The organism is Neobacillus soli NBRC 102451 (genome assembly GCF_001591665.1).
GTDB classification, from domain to species: Bacteria; Bacillota; Bacilli; order Bacillales; family Cytobacillaceae; genus Neobacillus; species Neobacillus soli.
Map to the genome: position 1 here is coordinate 16,288 of NZ_BCVI01000041.1, position 16,928 is coordinate 33,215.

At 36.3% G+C, this 16,928-nt stretch carries 10 protein-coding genes and 1 pseudogene; 8 read left to right on the plus strand and 3 right to left on the minus strand.

Annotation, left to right across the window (positions count from 1 at the left end):
- Positions 1-55: 55 nt before the first annotated feature.
- From BSO02S_RS15040 to yiaA, 3 genes are all read left to right on the plus strand, one after another.
- The gene (locus tag BSO02S_RS15040) at positions 56-994 is read left to right on the plus strand and encodes a ring-cleaving dioxygenase (protein ID WP_066068850.1); all 939 of its coding nucleotides are present in this window, start codon (positions 56-58) and stop codon (positions 992-994) included.
- A gap of 22 nt (positions 995-1,016) precedes the next feature.
- A complete protein-coding gene (locus BSO02S_RS15045) occupies positions 1,017-1,625 on the plus strand; it encodes a flavin reductase family protein (protein WP_066068855.1) in 609 nt (202 codons plus the stop codon).
- A 351-nt stretch (positions 1,626-1,976) separates the two neighbouring features.
- Positions 1,977-2,447, plus strand: coding sequence for an inner membrane protein YiaA (gene yiaA, locus BSO02S_RS15050; protein WP_066068859.1), 471 nt, complete (start codon positions 1,977-1,979; stop codon positions 2,445-2,447).
- Positions 2,448-3,058: 611 nt separating this feature from the next.
- On the opposite strand, the gene pdxR is transcribed toward yiaA, so the two are convergent.
- Positions 3,059-4,495: a MocR-like pyridoxine biosynthesis transcription factor PdxR gene (gene pdxR, locus BSO02S_RS15055; protein WP_066068862.1), complete on the minus strand. Its 1,437-nt coding sequence runs from the start codon at positions 4,493-4,495 to the stop codon at positions 3,059-3,061.
- Positions 4,496-4,925: 430 nt separating this feature from the next.
- The gene (locus BSO02S_RS15060) at positions 4,926-5,828 is read right to left on the minus strand and encodes a DMT family transporter (RefSeq protein WP_066068866.1); all 903 of its coding nucleotides are present in this window, start codon (positions 5,826-5,828) and stop codon (positions 4,926-4,928) included.
- A 157-nt stretch (positions 5,829-5,985) separates the two neighbouring features.
- Between BSO02S_RS15060 and BSO02S_RS15065 the strand changes: the two genes are divergently transcribed.
- The 5 genes from BSO02S_RS15065 to BSO02S_RS15085 all read left to right on the plus strand — a co-directional run bounded on the left by BSO02S_RS15065 (position 5,986) and on the right by BSO02S_RS15085 (position 15,144).
- Complete coding sequence (locus BSO02S_RS15065) at positions 5,986-7,362, plus strand: aminotransferase-like domain-containing protein (protein WP_066068869.1); 1,377 nt, start codon at positions 5,986-5,988, stop codon at positions 7,360-7,362.
- A gap of 228 nt (positions 7,363-7,590) precedes the next feature.
- On the plus strand, positions 7,591-11,547 hold the full coding sequence (locus BSO02S_RS15070; protein ID WP_066068872.1) for a S8 family serine peptidase: 3,957 nt from the start codon (positions 7,591-7,593) through the stop codon (positions 11,545-11,547).
- Between the two features lie 637 nt (positions 11,548-12,184).
- Positions 12,185-12,520, plus strand: coding sequence for a hypothetical protein (locus BSO02S_RS15075; protein WP_066068875.1), 336 nt, complete (start codon positions 12,185-12,187; stop codon positions 12,518-12,520).
- Between the two features lie 401 nt (positions 12,521-12,921).
- Positions 12,922-14,280: an amino acid permease gene (locus BSO02S_RS15080; protein WP_066068878.1), complete on the plus strand. Its 1,359-nt coding sequence runs from the start codon at positions 12,922-12,924 to the stop codon at positions 14,278-14,280.
- Between the two features lie 237 nt (positions 14,281-14,517).
- Positions 14,518-15,144, plus strand: coding sequence for a LysE family transporter (locus BSO02S_RS15085; protein WP_066068881.1), 627 nt, complete (start codon positions 14,518-14,520; stop codon positions 15,142-15,144).
- A 275-nt stretch (positions 15,145-15,419) separates the two neighbouring features.
- Here BSO02S_RS15085 and BSO02S_RS15090 read toward each other — a convergent pair.
- Positions 15,420-16,456, minus strand: a pseudogene (locus BSO02S_RS15090) (DUF3231 family protein).
- Between the last annotated feature and the right edge of the window lie 472 nt (positions 16,457-16,928).

The following is a 16,928-nucleotide window of genomic DNA, read 5'->3' on the forward strand; positions in this document are numbered from 1 at the left end:
ACAAAATAAGGTAAAAGGTTTCCTTCGAGATTGGGATTAAAAAGGAGTGTTAAAAATGAATAAAAAAACAATGGGTATTCACCATATTACGGCGATTGTTGGACATCCGCAAGAGAACGTTGATTTTTACGCAGGAGTTTTGGGTTTGCGTTTAGTAAAGCAAACTGTCAATTTTGATGATCCGGGTACCTATCACCTTTATTTCGGTAATGGAGGCGGAAAACCAGGAACAATCATTACATTCTTTCCATGGGCAGGGGCCCGCCAAGGAATCATTGGAGATGGTCAAGTAGGGGTGACTTCTTACGTTGTTCCAAAAGGTGCTACGGAGTTTTGGGAAAAAAGGCTAGAAAAGTTCAATGTTCCTTTTACTAAAATGGAACGCTTTGGAGAGCGGTATTTGGAATTCGATGATCCACACGGTCTTCACTTGGAAATTGTTGAAAGAGAAGAAGGGGAAGCCAATACATGGACCTTTGGAGGAGTGACATCTGACTTTGCCATCAAAGGATTTGGCGGAGCAACTCTCTTATCTGCCAAACCAAATAAAACTGCCGAACTTTTAGAAAATGTTTTGGGACTTGAGAAAATTGGACCAGAGGGAGATTTTATCCGTTTTCGTTCTTTAGCTGATATTGGAAATATCATTGACCTTAAATTAACCCCTAAAGGGCGGGGCAAAATGGGTGTTGGTACTGTCCACCATATTGCATGGAGGGCTAAGGATGACCAAGATCAATTAGATTGGCAAAGGTATGTTGCTGGGAATGGGTATGGTGTCACTCCTGTTCAGGATAGAAATTATTTTAACGCCATCTATTTTAGAGAACATGGAGAAATACTTTTTGAAATTGCTACTGATCCACCAGGATTCGCACATGATGAATCACAAGAAACAATGGGAGAAAAATTAATGCTGCCAACACAGTATGAACCCCATAGAGCACAACTTGAACAATCACTGCTACCGTTTGAAGTAAGAGAATTAAATTAAGAAAAAGAAAGGAATGAATTCATTGCTTTCGATAGACCCAAACTCAATGTCTGAAAGAGAAAATTATAAATTCCTAATAGGAAGCATTATTCCAAGACCGATTGCATTCGTCACAACGGTTTCAAAAGACGGTATTTTAAATGGTGCACCATTTAGTTATTTTAATATCGTGTCATCCAATCCCCCGCTGATTTCACTATCTATTCAACGGTCAGCGGGGAGACAAAAGGATACAGCGAGAAATATCATCCAGTCAAAAGAATTTGTCGTACACATCGTAGACGAACAAAATGTTGGAAAAATAAATAAAACAGCTGCAAACCTTCCTCCTGATCAAAGTGAGATTGAGTTAGCTAACTTAACGCCAGTGGAAAGTGTGAAGATATCTGTACCAGGTGTAAAGGAAGCAAAAATTCGAATGGAATGTTCATTGGAACATTCTTTGGAATTGGGAGGCTCAGACATACCGGGGTGTGATTTTATTATAGGAAAAGTTGTTCAATTCCATATTGAAAGCGACATTTATGAAAAAGGAAGAATCGACCCTAGGGGCTTAGGTGCTGTAAGTCGTTTGGCTGGAAATAATTATGCTCAAATCGGTGATATTTTTGAAATCGAAAGACCTAAATAATCCACTTTAATTATCCCATTGATGAAATGGTGGGAAAATAAAGGAAAGAAAAAAGCAGCAGGTACAGTGTAGTGAACCCCTTAAGTTGGACTTACAATCCAGTTTAGGGGGTTTTTAGTGTGGTTAACAGCCTCCTACTAAAAAGTTTATACCGATAAAAAGATATTTCAATTATTTACAACAGAAGCAGGCATTTTTTAGATAACCAAATACAGAAATCGAAATTGGAAATTAATAATAAAATTATCTATTCTTTGTAAGAAATTCCTATATAATAGATTTAGGTAAGAGCACTGCGGTACCTAAGGTGCTCAATTTTTATTATATAAGAAGATGGGGGTGGAACATTTAATGTCTAATGATAATGAGGTTTTATTAGATAAAGGAAAACAAAATGATCCAAAAATCAAAGTAAAAAGGAAAGAGGGAGAGCCGACTCCTGCTTTCATCGGAGCTTCATGGGCAGCGTTATTAGTAGGTGTTGCGGCATATCTCATAGGCTTGTATAACGCAACGATGCAATTGAACGAAAAAGGATATTACTTTGCAGTTTTAGTCTTCGGCCTCTACTCAGCGGTATCTTTACAAAAAGCAGTAAGGGATAAAGATGAGGGAATACCTGTTACTAATATTTATTATGGGATCAGTTGGTTTGCACTTATTGTAGCTATTTCATTAATGGGTATCGGTTTATTCAACGCAGGAAGTATTGATTTGAGCGAAAAGGGATTTTATGGTATGGCATTTGTTCTTAGTTTGTTTGCAGCCATTACGGTTCAAAAGAATATTAGAGATGCACAGAGGGTAAGAGAAAGGAATTGAGTTATTTTCCATTGATTTGACGGGGGAACTTATTCAATTCTGAGTGCTTGTTTGTGAGTGAATTACTAGAAAATAGAAAAATTAATTTGAACTTAAGGAATTATTAAGGTCCTTCAAATAAAATGGGTAACAAGCCTATTTAAGTGGATGGTCTATTTTTAACTAAATTGGATGGTTAATAATTAATCAAGTTGGGTTATTATTTAATTATTACTATTTAGTGTGTAAATAATAGCATTATCCGAGGTGCAATATGAATATATTGATTGGTTTGGTTATTTTAATCCTAATTTTCTCTGTGGTTTCAACTCTTTTACTTACTAGGAAATCTGATGACAATTACAGTAGTTCAACGAAAAGAAATACAACAAACTTAACCTTAATATATGTAGTAGTTATTTTCATTGCTTTAATTTCATTAGGGATATATATTTGGTTGAATTAGTATCTAAAGAGAACTGCATTAAACGCCCGTTTGCGCTCCGAAAACCTCAAAAAACGTTTAATAGAAACATAAAAAAGACGGTCTGATTAAACAGACTGTCTTTTTATCTCTAATTTAGCCTTAGTAAATTCACAGGGGCTACTAAGACGCGATAGTAAAATAAATATTAAGTTGAAACAACAGATAGGGCATCAGCAAACCGTTTTATTCCTTCATGAATCGTTTCTTCATTTTCCCTTGCAAAGGTAAAACGGACATATCCCTTTTCAGTCCCCATTGTGGATCCAGGAACATAGATAACACCTCGTTTAATGGACTCTTCTAACAATTGGATTTCATTAAACTCATTTTTTATCCTGCACCACAAATGAATTCCTCCTTGTGGTATATTAAACTCAGCTTGTTCTTTTAAAAAGGAGCAAATGCTGGCAACCATTTGATCTCTACGGCTTTCTAACTGTTTAACTAACTTGCTCATGTGTGATGTAAAATCTTTTGAATCTAAAAAATCGTTTGCAATCCATTGAGAGTAACTTGCATGTCCAAAATCGACCTGCTGTTTGGCATCTGATAACCTTTCGATTACCGCTTTGGGTCCAATAATCCAGCCTATCCGCAATCCTGAAGCAACAATTTTTGTCAATGAGCTTATATATAACACATTCCCATGATGGTCTAAGGATTTGAGAGATTGAATTTTTTCGTTTGAAAAAGATGACAAACTGTACGGATCATCTTCCACGACTGGAATCCCATATTCAGAAGATAGTTCAAGAATCTTTTTTCGCCGCTCTAAAGACATCAAAGTACCTGTAGGATTTTGAAAAATAGGATTCAAAAAAATCATCTTAATTCTATGTTTTCTATACAAATCGGTTATATCATCTGGGTTTATTCCGTCCTTATCACCCTTCAAATAATAGGTTTTAATTCCTGTTGATTTAAATATCGGAAGATTAAAATGATAGGAAGGATTTTCAATAGCGACAGCGTCTCCAGGTTTTAACAAACATTGAACAACAAGATACAAAGCTTGCTGTGCCCCTGATGTAATTAATAAAGCTGATGGGTCGGTGTCTATACCTCGAAACTGTTTAACATGGTCCGTCAGAGTTTTTCGAAGGATTAGATTACCTTGTGGGTGATCATATCCCAAGTTCCCTCTAAGGGATCTGTTGGAAGTGATTTCTCTAAGTGAGTTCAACGGAAAAAGATCCTGCGACAGTTCCCCGCTAGCTAAATTTATGAGGTTATGCTCTGCCATTTCTTTGTGTATTCTTTGCGTGACAGGTAAATTGGGAAGAAACGAACCTGCCTCAATGTATCTGTTCCAACTTGGAATCCGTTTCTTGGCAATTCCCCAAATATCTTTGCTGACTGTTGTTCCGCTGCCTCTATTCCTATCTATGAGTCCATTTGATTCTAACTCGTCATAGGCAGCAACAACTGTGCTTCTGTTTATTCCAAGCTCTTTAGCTAAACCTCTTTCAGAAGGCAAAGGTTTATCAGGCGGAAAAGTCCCGTCTGCAATCCCGTTTTCAATATATATAGCAAGTTGTTTATAAATGGGTTTTTTAGATTCTCTATCAAGTTTCCAATCCATTTGCTACATCCTTTAATTTAATTTAGGTCTCACCATAAATATTGTATACATAATTCATTTATTACACCAATTAAATACCTGTAGGCATAGGACTTTTAATAGAAAGTAGATTGAGCTTTTTACCTTAAACTTTTTTCCAAAGAGTTCTTTATATACAGTTAGTCTCTCATGATCCGGGCTTTTTATTTTTAAAAAAATTTCTACTCCAGCTGATTGCCGTCAGCGAGAAGTATAAGCGGCATGACCTTGCGATTGGCAGCATCACAAAGGAACTGAAAGAAATGGCAAGGAAATATCAAGTTCACATTATTTTGCTTTCCTAGCAGTCTTTATGGGGGCTAAAAACGTTTATGTAAAAAGTAAGGTTGGGGAAATGGTATCCCTCAACCTTTTTAAAATATGAATGTGTCTTTCCCTATTGAACATGTAGTTAGTTTTTCTCTGACAGTGATCCTTTTTTTGATACGGGCGCATTTTTGCCTAATATAACAGAAAAGACAACAATCACTGCTATAACAAGAGTGAAAAGGGTAATGGATTCATCTAGAAATACTTTTGCAAATAGTATCATCAAAAATGGTTGTAAGTATTGAATTTGACTAACTCTTGCTATTCCGCCCATAGCCATTCCGCTATACCAAGCAACATATGCTAGAAATTGACTAACCACTGCGAGATAAATAAAACTAACCCACGCTTGTATAGGGGCATTGAGCATTTCAGTTGTAAGGTTTAGCCCAACTGGAATAATGAAAAATGGGGCACCGATCATAATCGCCCAAGCAATTACCTGCCAGCTACCTAATTCTTTCGCTAATTTCCCCCCTTCTGCGTAACTAAGCCCAAGTATAATCACTGCTGCGAGTAAGGCTAAATCGGCAAATTGTAATTGACCGAACCCTAGATGAAGGGCATACACAATAACAGCAAAAGAGCCGATTATACTTGAAATCCAGAATTTGAGAGAAGGGACTTCACCGGCTCTAAACATAGCAAATCCTGCTGTTGCTAACGGTAACAGGGCTAATTCCACAGCTCCATGAGATACAGGCAAGGATTCCATTGCCCAAGAAGTGAGGAGAGGAAATCCTAAAACTGCACCAACGGCAACAATAAGGAGACTTTTGAATTGGCCTGAAGAGGGTAGTTTTTCTTTTCGAACAATCAATACAACAGTAACTAAAATAGCGGCAACAACTGTTCTTCCTAAACCGACAATCGTAGTCCCAAAATACGCTACGGCAATACTTGTAGAAGGGAGCGTTAAGCTAAAACAAATGACGCCTACAAATCCCCAAAATAAACCTAATTTCTCTCTGGTTTCTCTCTGCATCTTATCCTACCCCCAATTTTTTTGTATCACATCTGTACCATTTTCTACTTTTCATAAAAATCAGTTTTGTTATAATTAAAATACTAATAGGTACATACAGTAAAATAAACCATTTTTTTACTCATCTGTCCTGGTACAGTTGAAGGAGGATAACTATATGAGCTCGAAATATAGTGAAATAATGGGGGAAATTAAGCTTCGGCTATCAGATGGGTCGCTTATTGCAGGGAGTAAGCTCCCTTCTGTTCGTCAGCTATCTGAGGATTTTTCATGTAGCAAAAATACGGTCATTAAAGCATACGTCGAACTTGAAAAAGAGCATTTAATTTATTCAGTTCCTAAAAGCGGCTACTATGTTGTGAATGAATTTCAAAAAGCAACGGAAGAAAATGAGGTGATTGATTTCTTGTCTGCCGGTCCAGATAAAAATGTTATGCCTTATGTGGAATTTCAACATTGTATGAACCAAGCAATTGACCAATATAAGGAAGAGCTTTTTACATACTCTGATCAACAAGGGCTTTACTCACTACGAGTACAGTTAGTGAAATATTTGCAAAATTTACAGGTGTTCACTCAACCTGATAGATTAGTCGTTGTATCTGGCTCGCAACAAGCCCTAAATTTATTAGTTTCTATGCCCTTTCCAAATGGAAAAAATAATATTCTAATTGAACAGCCTACTTATTTCGGATTCATTGAGTCGATCAAGCTGCACCAAGCTACTACTTTGGGAATTGAGTTATCGATGGAAGGGATTGATCTTGATCGTCTGGAATACATTTTTCGAAATAATGAAATAAAATTTTTCTATATTATCCCGAGATTTCATAATCCACTTGGACATTGTTACACGAATAGCGAAAAGAAAAAAATCGTTGAGTTAGCTGAAAAATACGATGTATATATAGTGGAAGATGATTTTTTAGGAGACCTTGATCCAAATGCAAAGTCAGATCCTTTATTTTCTTTTAATCCTTCCGGGAGAGTGATATATATTAAAAGCTTTTCGAAGATTTTTCTCCCAGGGTTAAGGATTGCTACTGTCGTTCTTCCTACATTAATGATAAACAATTTTTTACGCTATAAATTTAGTTCTGATTTTAATAGTTCAGCACTTTCTCAAGGTGCCCTAGAAATCTATTTAAAAAGTGGTATGTTTCATAGCCATCTCAAAAAAGTAAAAGAGGTATACCGTACTAAAATGCAAATCCTTCAAGATGCATGCGAATTATTGCTTCCTGCTAATACTTATTTTTCTAAACCGACTTCAGGATTCTATCTATCCATCAGTTTGCCCGAGAATGTGACAGCAAAACAGGTAGTTCATATGCTAATCGAGCAGCATATCTATGTTGATGATGCCTCTAGAATGTTTTTACCAGAATATAAAAAGGAAAATCTCCTTCGATTATGCATCTCTCAAGTGAACAAGAGTCAAATTAAACTAGGGATAGAGCGATTGGCTCACTGTATTGCTTTAATTGACAGTAGAAAAAATCACATTACTCCAAATAACTTATTACTCTTTTAGTATGGGTGAGTTTATAAGCTGCGTAACGGTGAGATTCGAACCTCCGGCCGATAAAACTAAACAAACAAATAAATGTTTCAAAAATTATAAAAATAGAAACAATTTTTATATCAAAATGCTACCATTTTGGCTTATAATGTCAATATGGGTAAGTAGTACCAATTTACTAGACTTAAAAAAACTTCCTCATGCCATATTTCTATTAATCTTATTTTAAGGGGTGCAAGAATGAAGAAAAAGACGCTTTTATCTTTACCGGTTACTGCCTTCCTGTTATTATCAACAGTTTTCGCAGGGCCCGTGCAGGCAACTCAACAAACCAAAGGAAATAGCAGTGCCGTTACAGGCGCTAAGCAAGTGAACGCTAGTAACAATCTTAGAAAAAGCCAAATGAAAGAAGTAAAAACAGCGAACAACAAGGGGTCAATTAAAAAGAAGATTGAAAGTAAATTAGAAAAAGAGATTAAGGAAAAACTAAATGAAAAAAAGGAGTCACAAAGTAAAAGTAAATATCAATCTGGTGAATTAATTATTAAATATAAGCAGAAAGTGACGGCTGGGGAAATCAGCACACTCCAGAAGAAATATTCTTTAAAATCAACGAAGAAATTAAAATCGGTAAATGCAGAGGTTGTAAAAATTCCTGCGGGTCAAACGATGAGTGATTTTATGAATAAACTTGAAAAGGATCAAACGATTGAATCTGTACAGCCTAACTACAAATATTATCCTTCTGATCTAAACAATTCCCCCAACTACTATAATCAATTATGGGGCCTTAACAATACAGGACAACCAATAAATGGGATTAAGGGATTAGAAGATATAGATGTAGATGCACCTGAAGGTTGGAAAAAATTTGGTTCCAAACTTCCAGAGGTTGTGGTCGGTGTCATTGATACGGGTGTTGATATCAATCATCCCGATTTACAAGGGAAAATTTGGACAAATCCAAAAGAAATCCCAAACAATAATATCGACGATGACCACAACGGTTATGTTGATGATATCCATGGATGGGATTTCTACAACAAAGATAACAGTGTCTATGATGCACTTGATGGCGACGAGCACGGAACACACGTCTCTGGAACCATTGCGGCAGCTTTAGAGGGAACAGACACTAGTACGAATAAAGGTGTTGTTGGTGTCGCTCCAAACGTGAAAATTTTACCGATAAAATTTCTAGGCCCTATGGGTGGAACAACTTCCGATGCCATCGAGGCCATTGCGTATGCAAAATCGATGGGTGTAAAAATTACGAATAATAGCTGGACTGGTGAAGAACCAGACCCTTTACTCGAAGAAGCCATTGAAAATAGTAATAGTTTATTTGTCGCCGCCGCCGGAAATGATGGAATGAATAATGATTTTGGCGGATCTTATCCCGCAAGCTATGAAAGTGCGAATATATTGTCCGTTGCTGCAGTCGACAACAAGGGTAAACTAGCCCCTTTCTCGAATTATGGCTACGACTCTGTTGATGTTGCTGCTCCAGGTGTTGATATCTTAAGTTCGGTCCCTAAATTCCCAATGGATGAGCTAGCAAAATCATTGAATATCGACCAGCCGGGAGCATCCGCGCAAATCAGCGGAGACAATTATAAAGCAATCTTTGATGGCATTGGGTATGAAAAATTATCCGCTTCGCAAAGACAAGAGGCTTTTGATAAAGCGTTAAATTATTTGGAATTGGATTCATCTAAAAACATTCTTCTTGTCCAGGATGATGAAAGTGACCTGGCAGATGTGTTCAAAGATGAACCCGAACTTGCAGGCTTATTTAAAAACTATTTGCCTATTTATAAAGAGCTTTTGAGCAAGCATTCTTCACTCACAACAATTACGGTTAAATATAATTCATCCCTATCGGATTACCTGGACAGCACGAAATTATCTTCTTTTGATGCAGTCATCTGGTTTACTGGTAATGGGTTAGGTTTTTTTACGGAGGAAGGGGGAGTATTAACACCTTCTGACGCTGAAATGTTAAAAAAATACCTATCCAATGGCGGGAACTTGTTGTTATCTGGACAGAATGCCCTATCTTTCCAAGAGAAATCATCACTTGTAAAGGACTATTTGCATTTAACTGTTTTTCCTGATGTGGCACCAAGCTTGAATGTTGTAGGTCTATCGGGTGGAATCTATGAAAATAAAAATTATGATGTAAACCGCTATGAAACACCCTATTACTTTGCTGATTTTATTAAATCCAATGATTCAAGAACAATTGTAAATACGAAATATGTTTCTGATTATTCACAGGCGTATGATTACTATAGCGGAACGTCAATGGCAACCCCTCATGTAACAGGGATCGCTGCTATTTTACTAGGATTACGTCCAAACATGTCACCAGAAATGCTAAAGTTATATACTAGCGCAAAAGGAAAAAGCCAAGAGTCATTAAAAGGACTTGTTAACAGCGGAAAACTTGTCAGCACGTTGAATCTAGATAACTTTGATGATAATGAAGCTCCAGGAGTTCCCTTGGAAAAAAGTGTTTTAAATGACACGTTGGATGCCACTACAGATAAAAATGATGTATTTGCCTTCTCTTTAAAAGAAGGAGAAGCTCTGTCCCTTTCTTTAAATGGTGATTCAGGTACTGACTTTGATTTGTATGTGTTTGACGGCTCAACAACGAATATAAACAATTCGTATGGGATGCTTGACTTCTCTGAGAATGCCAATACATCCAGTGAATCCATTAAGTTTACTGCTCCTAAAACCGGCATCTATTTTGTTAATGTCTACGCCTACAAAGGGAACGGAAAATACAAGCTATACACTGGTAATTTTGGAGGATCGTATGAGGATAATTCAAACCTAATGACCTTCTACGGGGGCTGGATGCCATCATTTAATCCCCAGTATTCAGAGGAATCTGCCACTATCCTTAATTCAATCGGAGAAGTTCACTTTTCTTTTATTGGACACAGAATTGAGTGGCAAGGGTTTAAAGATCCAACCCAGGGGATTGCCGATGTTTATATAGACGGCACTAAGATTGCATCACCATCGCTTTATGCTAGTACGTTTAAAGCCAAACAAACGATCTTTAGAAAAGACTATTCCTCTTACGGCAAACACACAGTAAAAATTGTCTGGACTGGAAAAAGCGATCCTGCTTCGAGAAAAAGTGGATCAGGAATCAATGTAGATAAATTTCTGGTAAGTAGCAATCCTGTTACATTAAAAGCCTACTATAATAAAGATAAGAAATATCCTGTGATTACATGGTCAGCTGTACAGTGGGCGGAATCCTACAGCATATACCGGAAAGAGGCTTCACAGGCAAACTATGTACAAATGAATACCAAGCCTATTGCTGCACCAGCATATTCTGATACGACTGCCGTGCCGGGGAAATCCTATAACTACGCAGTTGTCATCAATACAAAAGAGCAAACGGAAACTCCTTTTTCATCAGCCATCACTTACGTTTATGATGATGATATAAAAGGAAGCCTGCCATTGTCAGGAACAGCAAAAGGAAGTCTGAATACTGACACGAAAGACGTAAATGACGTTTGGTCTAAACGACTTGATCAGGGCAAAACATATGAGATTAAACTTGCTGGACCATCAGGTACAAATTTTGATCTTTCTCTATTCAATAGTGGAACAACGACGATTTATGGCAAGACAGCCCTTAAAAAATCAACGGGTGCTACTTCATCAGAAAAAATCATATTTAAACCGACGAAATCGGGACTCTATTATATCGTACCGACTGCAATAAAAGGGTCTGGCTCTTATAGCTTAACCATTTCCGTCCAAACGGCAAAAACCGTGGAAAATACAGATTCCACTATTAAATATTCAGGTTCTTGGAATAAGTCAAAGTATAAGAGTGCTTCCGGAGGCACGATCCATCAAACGAAAGGAACCTCTGGATCCCTTGAATACGCTTTTACTGGAACTGGAATCACACTGTATGCGTTAAAAGATAAAACGATGGGAAAGGCGGATATTTACTTGGATGGAAAAAAAGTAAAGCAAATCGACCTTTACTCTTCGAAACGCAAGTATAAAGCAAATATTTATGAAATCCAAAACTTATCAAATAAAGCACACAAAATAAAGATAGTAGCAACAGGAAAGAAAGCTAAAGCCGCAACAAAAGCATATATAAATATCGACGCAATTAAATTAACCCTGTTTACAATAGCAAAATAACAAAAAATCCTGATCTCCATAAAGTGGAGATCAGGATTTTTATTGAGGATCAAGCATCGGAACGAAGGCTGGTGTTAAGGTATTTTTGGGAAAGAGTTGTTTTCTTGGGCCCTCATTTATGTTGTTTATCAGGTGATAAGGGTTTGATAAAAAGGAAAATTTGTTGGCTGTTACCAATAATATTAACAAATTTTGGGCAATTTTAGCAGGGTGGGCGATCGAGAGTAGCGGCTGGTCACCCAATGATAGTACTTTTAATGAAGCAGTCTAATCATTGGATTTTTATGTCACTTTGCAGTCTATGAGTAATAGCAGCAATTGTGGCGTTAATTGCCATAAAACCAAGTAATCAGGCTCAGGAATGATACTTTTATAATCAAATAATGGGCAATATGCTGGCACAAAGAGGGAAGTGAAATACTTCCCTTTATTTAAATTATTTCATTGAAAAATCAGATATAAATGAAAAGGCAATTTATATTTTTCATAAACTTTACCTGAAAAATAATAATAAAATTAAATGTTAATAAGGGGCTTACCAAGGTATTTGATCCCCCAATAATGTTCATGAATAATATCAAAACGTCGGGGAATCATAATTCATAGGTTTTTCCTAAAATATTCTAGGGGTGCAATTATGACAGTTTTTGTTTTGCAGACATTTATATTTAAACAGGATAAATTCAAAGAAGGAATAGAAAATCTAAATGAGATAAAAAATTTCCGGAACGAGGAATATGGTCAGAAAATTGAGATATTATCCCCTATTTCTGGTGAAGACCATAAATATGCCCTATTAACAAGATATGAAGGTTTAGCTGAGATGGAATTACAAAACAAAAAGATGTTTGACGATGAAGAATATTTAAAACTGATTGAAGATTTTTTTCTTCAAAATATTGCGGAAGGCAGTATGTATACGCAAATGTATCGCAGTCTGCCTGAGAAGAAAAGCGAAAAGAAGGAGAAATAGATATTGAAGTGTTTTTCAATCGATCGTTAAGAACACGAGAAAAATAGTTCTCGTGTTCTTTTGCTGTGTCATAGTTATAATCTCATTAAAATCAGTCCCTTCATATAAGGAGGATTAGACAAGTCTCTACCTTTCACCACGCTGCCATTCTTAGTTTAGCTACTATCAAATACACGAATTTAAAAGGGTCATTCATCATGAATATAGGCTGGGCAGGCTTATGTTAAGAAAAGAAAATGGTGATAGTTTATTTCATACATATAAGAGTCGAATCCTAATAGTTTGGTTTGTTTTTCAAGGAATTATCCTGTCTCCATAAGACAATACTAATTTGAGTGAAACTGCTTCAAATGAAATTTTTATTGTCTTCATAGGAATATTTTTGTATAAGGAGGCATCACATGGATTTTTTTATCCCTAGTGGTAAGAGTAAAGGCGGTAAAGAAGGAAATTTAAGTTGGTGGCAATTATCTTTAATCGGAGTGGGCTGTACGATTGGAACTGGATTTTTTCTCGGGTCCACAATTGGGATTAAAGTAACCGGCCCGTCTATTGTCTTTTCATTTATTTTAGCAGCCCTAGGGACTTATGTTGTTTACAATCTATTAGCCAAAATGACAGCAGAAGATCCACAAGATGGATCGTTTTGCTACTACGCAAACAAAGCCTACGGACGCTGGGCAGGTTTTAGCTGCGGATGGAATTACTGGTGCTCAAACATCCTGATTATGGGAAGCCAACTAACAGCACTCTCGATTCTTTCAAGATTTTGGTTTCCCAATGTCCCACTATGGCTCTTTGCGACGGGGTATGCGATTCTTTCCATTGTTGTTGTTTTAACAGGCAATAAGGGTTTTGATAAAGTAGAAAATGTATTAGCAATTATTAAAACAGCCGCTATTGTTATGTTTATTATTATCGCAGTTGCAGCCGTTTTTGGCTGGTTCCATGGGAATGTGAAACATCCAGGTTTTCCTGATTCAACAAAAGAACTATTTCCTGAAGGGTACAAAGGTTTTTGGTCCTCCTTAATCTATGCCTTTTATGCCTATGGAGGGATTGAAGTTATTGGACTAATGGCCATGAGACTTAAAAAGAAGGAAGATGCACCCAAGGCGGGAATTATCATGTTAATCGTATTGGTGATTATTTATGTTATTTCCATCGGTCTTGCAGTCTTTATGGCTGCACATGGAGCGTTTACTGAAAAAGAGAGTCCATTTGTTACGGCATTAGATAAATATCATTTTGGCTTTTTTCCTCATGTATTTAATGCTGCGATTATATTGGCGGGATTTTCAACCATGACGGCTTCATTATTTGGGGTAACCACACTTTTAGTAACACTTGCTGAAGGTGGTGATGCACCATCGTTGTTTTCTAAAAAGCTAAAAAAGTTTAAAGAGCTGCCACTTCCGTCATTAGCCCTGGCAACGATTGGATTAATTGTCTCAATTGTCACGGCATTGCTGTTGCCCGGTAAGATCTATGAATACATCACAACAGCCGCAGGGATTTTAATTCTTTTCAACTGGTCCTTTATCATAATTTCTGCCTTACATATTTTAGAAATAAAGCTTGCTGGAAAGATGTTGGCAATATTAGGTTTAGTTCTTATTCTTGCTGCAGTAAGTGGAACCTTAATGGAGAAGAGCATTCGTATGGGCTTCTTTGTAAGTTTATTAGTAGCAGCGATCATTGGTGTAATAGCCTTTATCATGGAAAAAATGGTTTGGAAGAAGGAAAGCCAAAAAGGATAGATTTAACGGAAAGGATATCTTTAATTCTCGTTAGTGTTGGATAATCTTTTGATGTGCTCTAAAAAAGGCCGCACGGATAATAGAGGAAGGGGTTGTCTATTTTTAGATAGCTCCTTTTCATGTTTTTTATGAGCTTATTCCCATATAACTGTGGAGTATGACAAATTATCTGGACATGAATCACCTTTTCTTTCATAAAATGTACAAGTTAACCCAATGTGATATGAGGTGATTATTTTGAGTATACGTATTTTGGCTGGTTATATCATCCTCGGATTTACTTTAGCCGCTCCTATTGGCCCAGTCAATTCTGCTCGCTTGGACAAAGGAATCAAGAATGGGTTCTGGCATGCTTGGATTGTGGGTGTAGGTGCGATGATTGCTGATGGGATTTTTATGTTAATGGTTTATTTAGGGATGGTTCAATTCTTAGGTATTCCTATTGTACAAATCTTCCTTTGGCTGTTTGGAGGATTTATTCTTATTTATTCTGGATTTGAAAGTATTAAAAATGCGAATACAATCACCTTAACATACAGCAGAAAAAAAGATTCCTTATTTAAATGCTTTCTTACAGGATTTTTCATGTCTATTACCAGTCCATTATCTATTCTTTTTTGGTTGGGGATCTATGGATCCGTTTTGGCAAAAACTGCTCAAACAAATGGAACGGAGTCACTTTTGATTTATAGCAGCATGATCTTCCTTGGTCTAATTTTTTGGGACATCTTTGTTGCGGCCCTTACTACTGGTTTTAGGAGGCTTTTAAATGTAAAAACCCTAATTTCGATTTCTATTATTTCCGGTATGTCATTAATTATATTTGGAGTTTATTTTGGTTATCAGGGGATTCAAGCACTCTAATGGAGCAAAAGAGTTTTCAATTGTTTGGAATATTATTTGGCCAGTTTGGCTTCCAATAATATGTTTAATCCCGGGATTGATTTGTGGTTTACTGATTAAAAATTGTGTACTATAAAGTAAAAGTTAAAATGAGACCAACTACAGGGTTAGTGTCATTTTATTATGGGAAAATTTTCTAAAAAATATTAGTTAGGATTTTTAGGTACATTACTAAATCCAGACGCATTTGGACCTGCGATATTCACTCCGTCATTAGGAAAATGTTTAGAGTTAGACTAATTGGATTTTAATGAATGCCTATCGAATGCTTTTGGCGGGGATTCCATCCAACCTTTATCAATCAATATATTTGCTCCATCATCAACAAATAAACCAACGTTTATGATCGCTTTTCCGTATAATGCACCTATATCTCTTCTTCCATTTACCGCCAGAGAGTTTCCAAATGATCTTATCTTCATAGAGAACATGTCCACTTTATGAAATAACATGATTTTATCGGCAAAAGGAGGATAAGTGGCCGTTGTAACCAAATGGTCTATGTACGATGGTGTGGGCAAGTTTTCGATATGAAGTTTTTCAACACATTGCTTCACCACTTTATCAGTCATGTCTAAACCCCGTTTAAATAACGCTTTTATTTTTTCATCCTTAACAGTCTGATAAAATCCTAATAATAACGCTTTACTAGTTGTGTTATTTTCAATGTTATCGTATAGGTGAACAATTTCCAGCGCATGTAATGGTCTAACATCCCCAACCCAACCATTTAAGTAGCTTTGTTTATTAATAAAATCTGGTTTTTCAGGTGTAGGAATAATTGGAGGTTTTACAATTAACTTTTTTTCAAATAAAACATTGTTAATTTGTCCTAATAGGATATCGGTGCATTGATTTGCATAATTGAAAAATTCCCTTATATCCTCCTCATTACTAACGGAATTGCTACAGCATATAAACTAAGACCTGCCTTAGCTGCATATTTTAAATAGTGAACATAAAATTCATCGTCGTATAAGCGTGGGGCACCTAGTTTTACATCATCTTGAGTAAATCCGAATGGTATGGGGAAATTATCCTTTTTAAAAAATCCTTCTATCCTTTTCAGAAAATCCTTAGATAAAGCCAAACCATTTTCTAATAACGTCCTAATATAATGATCCTCGCAATGCTGAAGGAAATAAGGTAAAATTTGACTTGACATACTATTTCCAACATATGTAACCCAAAGTTTACCCATTTCAACAGACGTTAAAGGTTGAGATTCGTCTAATTCCTGTGTACTTAAATTAATTGGTTTCATAACATCCATTGGTTGTAAATCCATGAGTTATCCTCTTTTCCGTTATTTTTGTTTAGGATAACCATTTAAAGGCAATTTAGTCTTATTAACTCCCTGTAGTTTAAGAATAAACCTTCAAAATATTTGCATTTAGCTTAGTGCAACCGATACTGGAGAAAATCAATATATACCGGGAAAAATGTGAATTAGAACATATGAAATAACCCGAATCAACAAGAGTAACTTGAAACTTATAATTAAGAAAACCATCGCTGGATGGAACACAGGATGCTTGGAAACTGTCACGTTCCGTGCGGAGCGGGGGAAAAGCCGGAGATAATTTCAAACGCTTACCTATTGCTAACGGTTAATTTAAGAAAACAGATGCCCAATGGATTTATTGGCTTTGTGGGTTATGAAGGTTAACAATTTCTAAATCTCATAAAAATTCTATGCCCATCTTGGCTTAATGTATAACTTAAAGAACCCTATGGTGATTCAA